Below are 5,625 nucleotides of genomic sequence, written 5' to 3'. Positions count from 1 at the left end.
GGGCAGCCGGCGGGAGTCAGCCGGTCGAGCAGGCTGCCGCCGACGCCGCGGCGGCCGCCCTCCGCACCGCCGCCGAGTCGCTGGCCGAGGAGGATGCCACGGCGCTGCCGCCGCGACCGGGCACCACCGAGTCGAAATCCGGCGAGAAATGACCTGAATCCCCGCCCTCGAAGTTTGCGGCCGTTGCCAGGGGGTACGCGGCTTTTCTCCACCAGTCCGTCAGGGGGAGCTGCTGGCTGTGACCAAGGTACTGGCTGCCGCGCTGGAGCTCGCGGCAGAGATCAACCGGGTGCTACCGACCGGAGGCGGCCCGGCCGCAGCCCTGGCAGTCATGTGGGATCCGATGAAGCGGGTCGTCCCGTTCGCAGCGGGGTGGATCGGCACGCTCAACGAGGACCACCGCCGCTACACCACAGTCACTTCCGCCGGCCACGATCCGGACAACCGCGCCTTCATGGCTTCGGAGGAGCTGACCGAGGCGAGGAAGGAGTCCGGTCTGCTGCGGCGACACTGGCCCCTGCGCCTGCAGGACGCCCCGCCGCACACGGCCGAGCTGCCGTGCTGGTCCGAACACTGGTGGCCGGCCGGATACCGGGAAGCCCTCGGCGTTCCCCTCGTCACTCCGGACGGCCGCCACCTGGGCGTCCTCGCACTGCACACGGACACGGCCAGCCACCCGACCGCTGAGGCCAGGGACGCGATGGGGGCGATCGCGCACACGGTCACCGCCGCCCTGGACCCGATGAACTCGTTGGGCGGACTGGCGCGGCTGGTCCACGGCGCCACCGCCGCCGTCGCCGTCGACCGCCGGGGCGCCGTCACACCCCTTCCCGGGATGGCCGTCGATCCGCTGCTCACCAGATACCCCGACGTCGTGCCCACGGCGGTCGACGGTCTGACCGAGCGGGTCCGGCACACAGCATTCCTCTGCCCCGTTCCGGCGGACGAGGGCCAGGATCGCTACGTCCGGATCACCGGGCTCGCCTGCCCGCCGGGTTCTTCGGACGATCTCGCCGGGCTCGTCGTGATCTCACCCTCCGGGGATCTCGACGCTTTGACGCTGCGGGAACTGGTGGTCCTCGGCTTGGTGATCGAGGGGCACGCCAATCAGGGCATCGCTGCCCGCCTGTCCATCACCGCGCGGACCGTCGCGGCTCACCTCGAACACATCCGGGCGAAGCTGCGCGCACCGACCCGTACCGCCGCCGCCGTGCTGGCGATGCGCCGTGGTCTGTACATCCCGTACCGGCTCATCGATGTGCGCACCGGGACGTCTCCCGCGGTGATCGGCTGAGGGGTGCCGGGACCGGCGCCGATGGGTACGCTGAAAGTGTCAGTCAAGCCGCCACGAATGGGGCTCGAGGTGTTCGACCTGCCACCGCGCGCCGCCGAGGTCGCTGTTGAAGTGACCGCGCTGGCGAACCTACCGGCGAGCCTGGCCGAACGCGCGGAGGCGATCCTGCACCCGCTGCGTCAAGTCATCCCCTTCCAGGCCGTCCGCATCGCGTTGCTCGATCCGGAGCTGCGCCGGCACGAGCCGTTGACCTGCCACGGTCACAACGACCGCATCCGCGAATACATGACCACCCCGCAGGACTACGACGAGGTCGAGCGGCTGGGCCTGCGCGGGACAACGCCGCTGCGCATCCGGGATCTGCCGGTGCCCCTGCAGGAGATCCCGACCTGGATGGAACTGTTCCGACCGGCCGGCTTCCGGGACGGTCTCGGTGTCGGTCTGGTGACCCACGACGGCCGCCCGATCGGCTTCCTGGGACTCAACACCGACACTCCGGCACACCTGAGCCCGGCCGCCTGCAACCTGATGCGGCTGCTGGCCCCCACCATCGCGCACGCGGTGGACCCGCTCCGCTCGCTCACGGTGCTGGCCCGGATCGTCCAGCGGATGACCGCGGCCACCGTGCTGACCACGTCCGGCGGGACACTGCCGCTGCCCGGACTGCCGACGCATCCGCTGCTGGAGGCGACGTCGGTCGTCCTCCCGGCGGTGATCGCGCATCTCGGCCGGACACCGGACTACGCCACGTTTCTGGCCCCGTACGACCGGCCGCCGACCGAAGCCGGGCACGTCCGAATCACTCTGTTGGGGTGCGATGGTCCTCCTCCGCGTCATCTCCGCGCTGTCGTCGCCGTGAGCGCACCGGGCGACCTGCACGAGCTGACCGGAACCGAGCTGGAGATCCTCGGTGCGCTCGTCAACGGTGCAACGGCGGCGTCCATCGCCGTTGCCCGGGGCATCCCGGTGAAGAACGTCGACGGTCACCTCGAACGCATCCGGTTCAAGCTCACCGTCGCGGACCAGGCCACGGCCGTCCTGCGCGCCGCCCGGGAGGGGCTCTACATCCCGGCCGGCCTGGCCGCCGGCTCCCGGTCATAGGACTGCCGGCCGCATCGGGTTCCCCTTCCATCGGCGGTGCTCAGACCACGGCGAGCGCGAGCGGGACAAACAGGCCCAGGCGGAAAGCGCGGACGGCGGCCAGCGTCCGCGTCGATGCGCCCAGTTTGGCCAGGACGTGCTCGACGTGGGCGGCCACCGTACGCTCGGCGATGAACAGGGCAGCGGCGATCCGGCGGTTGGACCATCCCTCGACGATCAGACCGAGAATCTCCAGTTCCCGGCCGGTCAGCCCGTACAGGTCGCCGGGCGGGGACAGCAGCACCACCGCCGCCACGTACTGCGGGGTTTCCGGCGGGCAGGCCAGCATGGTGATCCGGACGTGGCTGTTCGCCGGGTCGTGCGCGGCGCCCGGGCACAGGAAGGATCCATAGCCGCCGCCGGCGGTCAGTTGCCGGGCCGCCACCGCCAGGACGGTGGAGCCGGCGTCGAGCAGCGGGTGGCCCGGCAGGCCGGTCAGCGGCAGCGTACTTCCGGCCCGGGTCAGCAGGATTCCGGCCAGGGCGGGATTGATGATCCGCGCCATCCCGGCAAGCGATCGCGTGGGATCGACCGCCTTCGCGATCGACGGGGCCAGGATGGCGATCAGGTCGCGGGCGGCCTCGGTGGGATGCCGCTCGGTGTCGGTGTTCAGGCCCAGGATTCCGAGATGGCGACCCTCGGGAGTGAACAGCCCGACGCCCAGACCCTCCCGGAACCCGGCCGGCCGGAGATGCTCCACCCAGCCCCGGACCCGCTCGACCGGCACGGGCAGGTCGCGCAGCCGAAGCGCGGCGTGATTCCGGGTCAACCCGAGCAGCTCGATCTCCTCGGTGTTGGCCGGACTGGTCAGGTACTCCGACACCGCCCGGTCATAGCCACGGCTCACGACCGGCACCGCCGCACGACGGTCCGGATCGAGGAGGTAGATCACCGCGGCCTGGAAAGGAACCAGCCGGTGCAACGCATCCAGTACCGCCCCGGCCCGCTGCTCGACCGTGCCCGGCGCGGACGCGATCTGGCTGATCTCCGACACCGTCGCGAAGCCACCGTCCGGGAGTTCAGCCATCCGCCGGCATCTCCTGCCCTCACCCGATCCGGCGACGGTTGATCCCGCCCGCCGCCCGGATGAGTGGGCACCGCGGCGATTCCTAAACCTGCAGCGGCGTGCCCTTACGAGGACTGGCCCAGGTTGGTCACCAGGTTCACCGCCACGGCGATGACGATGGTCCCGAAAAGGTAGGACAGCAGAGCGTGCCCGAGGGCGACCTTACGGATCGAGGTGTCCGTGAGCTGGGTGTCCGGCATCGCGAAGCTCATTCCCACGGTGAAGGCGACATAGGCGAAGTCGCTGTAGGCCGGCGGTTCCCGCTGGCCGAAATCGATGCCGCCGTCGCCGCCCGAGTAGTACAGGCGTGCGTACTTGAGCGCGAAGACCGTGTTGACCAACGCCCACGACAGGATCACCACCAGGATGCCGAGCACCACGGTGGCGACGCCGACGGCGTCCTGCGTACCGGACCGGACCAGGGCCTCCACGACGGCGGCCAGGCTGACCACCGCCGCACCCAGCACGGCGGTATCCGTGACGCGGGTCCGCCCCTCCTCCTCGGCCAGCCGTTTGGTCGCCGTGGAGCCGAGCGGCCAGCTGATCCGCCACACCATGATCAGCAGGCCGCCGGCAGCGACGGTCCAGCCTACGAGCACCGCCATCTCGGGAGCATCGGCGACCACTGTCAGCGCGGCCGCGACAAGGCCGCCGCCGAGACAGGTCAGCAAGCGACGCCAGGACAGAATGGTCGACGACCCCGAACCCGTCACCTCCCCACCCTGGCGTAGGTGACGCTCACGCACCCGGACGGAACACGGCACGGACGCACCCGTCCTCCTTGTTCTTGAACATCTGGTAGCCCTTCGGCCCGTCGTCGAGAGTCATGACGTGGGTCGCGAGGTGCTCGGTCCGTACCTCGTCCCGGCTCATGCGATCGAGGATCTCCGGGATGTAGCGGTGCCCGTGCTGCTGCGCGCCGCGCAGAGTGAGCGCCTTGTTCATCACGGCGCCGAGGGGGAACTTGTCGACGAGCCCGGCGAAGACGCCGAGGGTGAACACCGTTCCGCCCTTGCGGCAGGCGTAGATCGCCTCGCGTACCGCCGCGGGCCGATCGGTCTGCAGCCGCATCTGCTGCTTGACCTGGTCGTACACGTATTGTGGACCCGGGGTGTGGGCCTCCATACCCACCGCTTCGATGCAGACGTCCGGCCCCCGGCCACCCGTCATCTCGCGCAGCTCGGCCGGGACGTCGACCTTCTCGTAGTCGAGGGTCTCCGCCGCGATGTGGGTGCGGACCTGCTCGAGCCGGTTGTCGTACCGGTCGATCACCACGACCCGCTCGGCGCCCATCAGCATGGCCGCCCGGGCGGCCATCTGCCCCACGCCGCCGGCCCCCCACACCGCGACGATGTCGCCCGGCCGGACCTCGGCCTGGTGCGCTCCGGTCCAGCCGGTGGGTGCGGCGTCGGAGGCGAACAGCGCCCGCTCGTCGGAGACGCCGTCGGGGATCGCGAACGCACCCTGATCGGCGTACGGAACCCGGATGTACGGGGCGTGGCTGCCGGCCCAGCCGCCGAGCGCGTGGGAGTAGCCGTAGCAGCCGCCGATGGCCTGGCCCCACAACGCCTCGGTGATCCCCGGGTTGGGATTGCCGTTGTCGCACAGCGACCACAGCCCTTGGCGGCAGTACCAGCACTGCCCGCAGCTGGTGAAGGAGACCACCACCACGCGGTCGCCCACCTTGTGTTTGGTCACGCCGCGGCCGACTTCGGCGACCGTGCCCATGAACTCGTGCCCGAGCACGTCGCCCGCGCGCATGGTCGGGATGTAGCCGCCCATCAGGTGCAGGTCCGAGCCGCAGGTCGCGCTCAGTCCCACCTTGAGGATGATGTCGTGGTCGTTGAGGATCGTGGGCTCGGGGACGTCCTCGACCCCGATCTCGTTGACCCCGCGCCAGGTCACCGCCTTCATCGCACACCTGCCTTGGGCGCCACCCGGGTCCACGCCTCCACGAGCGCCCCGCCGGGAGTCGGCGTCCGATCACCGTGCGGTACGGGATCCACCGCCAGCACCTCGCCCACCTCGATGAGCTGCTTGGCCCGGCGCAGCGCGGACCGCACGTCGGCCTGCGGGTCGTTGCCGGTCAGCCGGCTGGGCGCGCTGCCGGACCGCCGCCGGTCGC

At 70.8% G+C, this 5,625-nt stretch carries 5 protein-coding genes and 1 pseudogene; 2 read left to right on the top strand and 4 right to left on the bottom strand.

What is annotated here, in order from left to right; all coding sequences use genetic code 11:
- Nucleotides 1-238 precede the first annotated feature (238 nt).
- On the top strand, nt 239-1,294 hold the full coding sequence (locus tag AB0C29_RS30890; protein ID WP_360827504.1) for a LuxR C-terminal-related transcriptional regulator: 1,056 nt from the start codon (nt 239-241) through the stop codon (nt 1,292-1,294).
- 57 nt (nt 1,295-1,351) lie between these two features.
- The gene (locus AB0C29_RS30885; RefSeq protein ID WP_360827501.1) at nt 1,352-2,395 is read left to right on the top strand and encodes a LuxR C-terminal-related transcriptional regulator; all 1,044 of its coding nucleotides are present in this window, start codon (nt 1,352-1,354) and stop codon (nt 2,393-2,395) included.
- A 40-nt stretch (nt 2,396-2,435) separates the two neighbouring features.
- On the opposite strand, the gene AB0C29_RS30880 is transcribed toward AB0C29_RS30885, so the two are convergent.
- The 4 genes and pseudogenes from AB0C29_RS30880 to AB0C29_RS30865 all read right to left on the bottom strand — a co-directional run.
- Nucleotides 2,436-3,461, bottom strand: coding sequence for a LuxR C-terminal-related transcriptional regulator (locus AB0C29_RS30880; protein ID WP_360827498.1), 1,026 nt, complete (start codon nt 3,459-3,461; stop codon nt 2,436-2,438).
- A gap of 104 nt (nt 3,462-3,565) precedes the next feature.
- On the bottom strand, nt 3,566-4,213 hold the full coding sequence (locus tag AB0C29_RS30875; RefSeq protein WP_360827495.1) for a DUF1345 domain-containing protein: 648 nt from the start codon (nt 4,211-4,213) through the stop codon (nt 3,566-3,568).
- Nucleotides 4,214-4,238: 25 nt separating this feature from the next.
- Nucleotides 4,239-5,414 carry a zinc-dependent alcohol dehydrogenase gene (locus tag AB0C29_RS30870; RefSeq protein WP_360827492.1) on the bottom strand — a complete coding sequence of 392 codons (1,176 nt, stop codon included), beginning with the start codon at nt 5,412-5,414 and terminating at the stop codon, nt 4,239-4,241.
- A pseudogene (locus AB0C29_RS30865) lies at nt 5,411-5,625 on the bottom strand (hypothetical protein); the annotation flags it as partial. The pseudogene AB0C29_RS30865 and the gene AB0C29_RS30870, both read right to left, overlap by 4 nt.

Source organism: Actinoplanes sp. NPDC048791, from assembly GCF_040650095.1.
Classification (GTDB): domain Bacteria; phylum Actinomycetota; class Actinomycetes; order Mycobacteriales; family Micromonosporaceae; genus Actinoplanes.
The sequence above is the reverse complement of the archived record's forward strand: the minus strand, read 5'-3'. Positions and strand labels throughout refer to the sequence as shown.

Coding starts and splice junctions, on each gene's coding strand:
- AB0C29_RS30885 (WP_360827501.1), top strand. CDS start 1,352: ATGGGGCTCGAGGTGTTCGACCTGCCACCGCGCGCCGCCGAGGTCGCT.
- AB0C29_RS30870 (WP_360827492.1), bottom strand. CDS start 5,414: ATGAAGGCGGTGACCTGGCGCGGGGTCAACGAGATCGGGGTCGAGGAC.
- AB0C29_RS30880 (WP_360827498.1), bottom strand. CDS start 3,461: ATGGCTGAACTCCCGGACGGTGGCTTCGCGACGGTGTCGGAGATCAGC.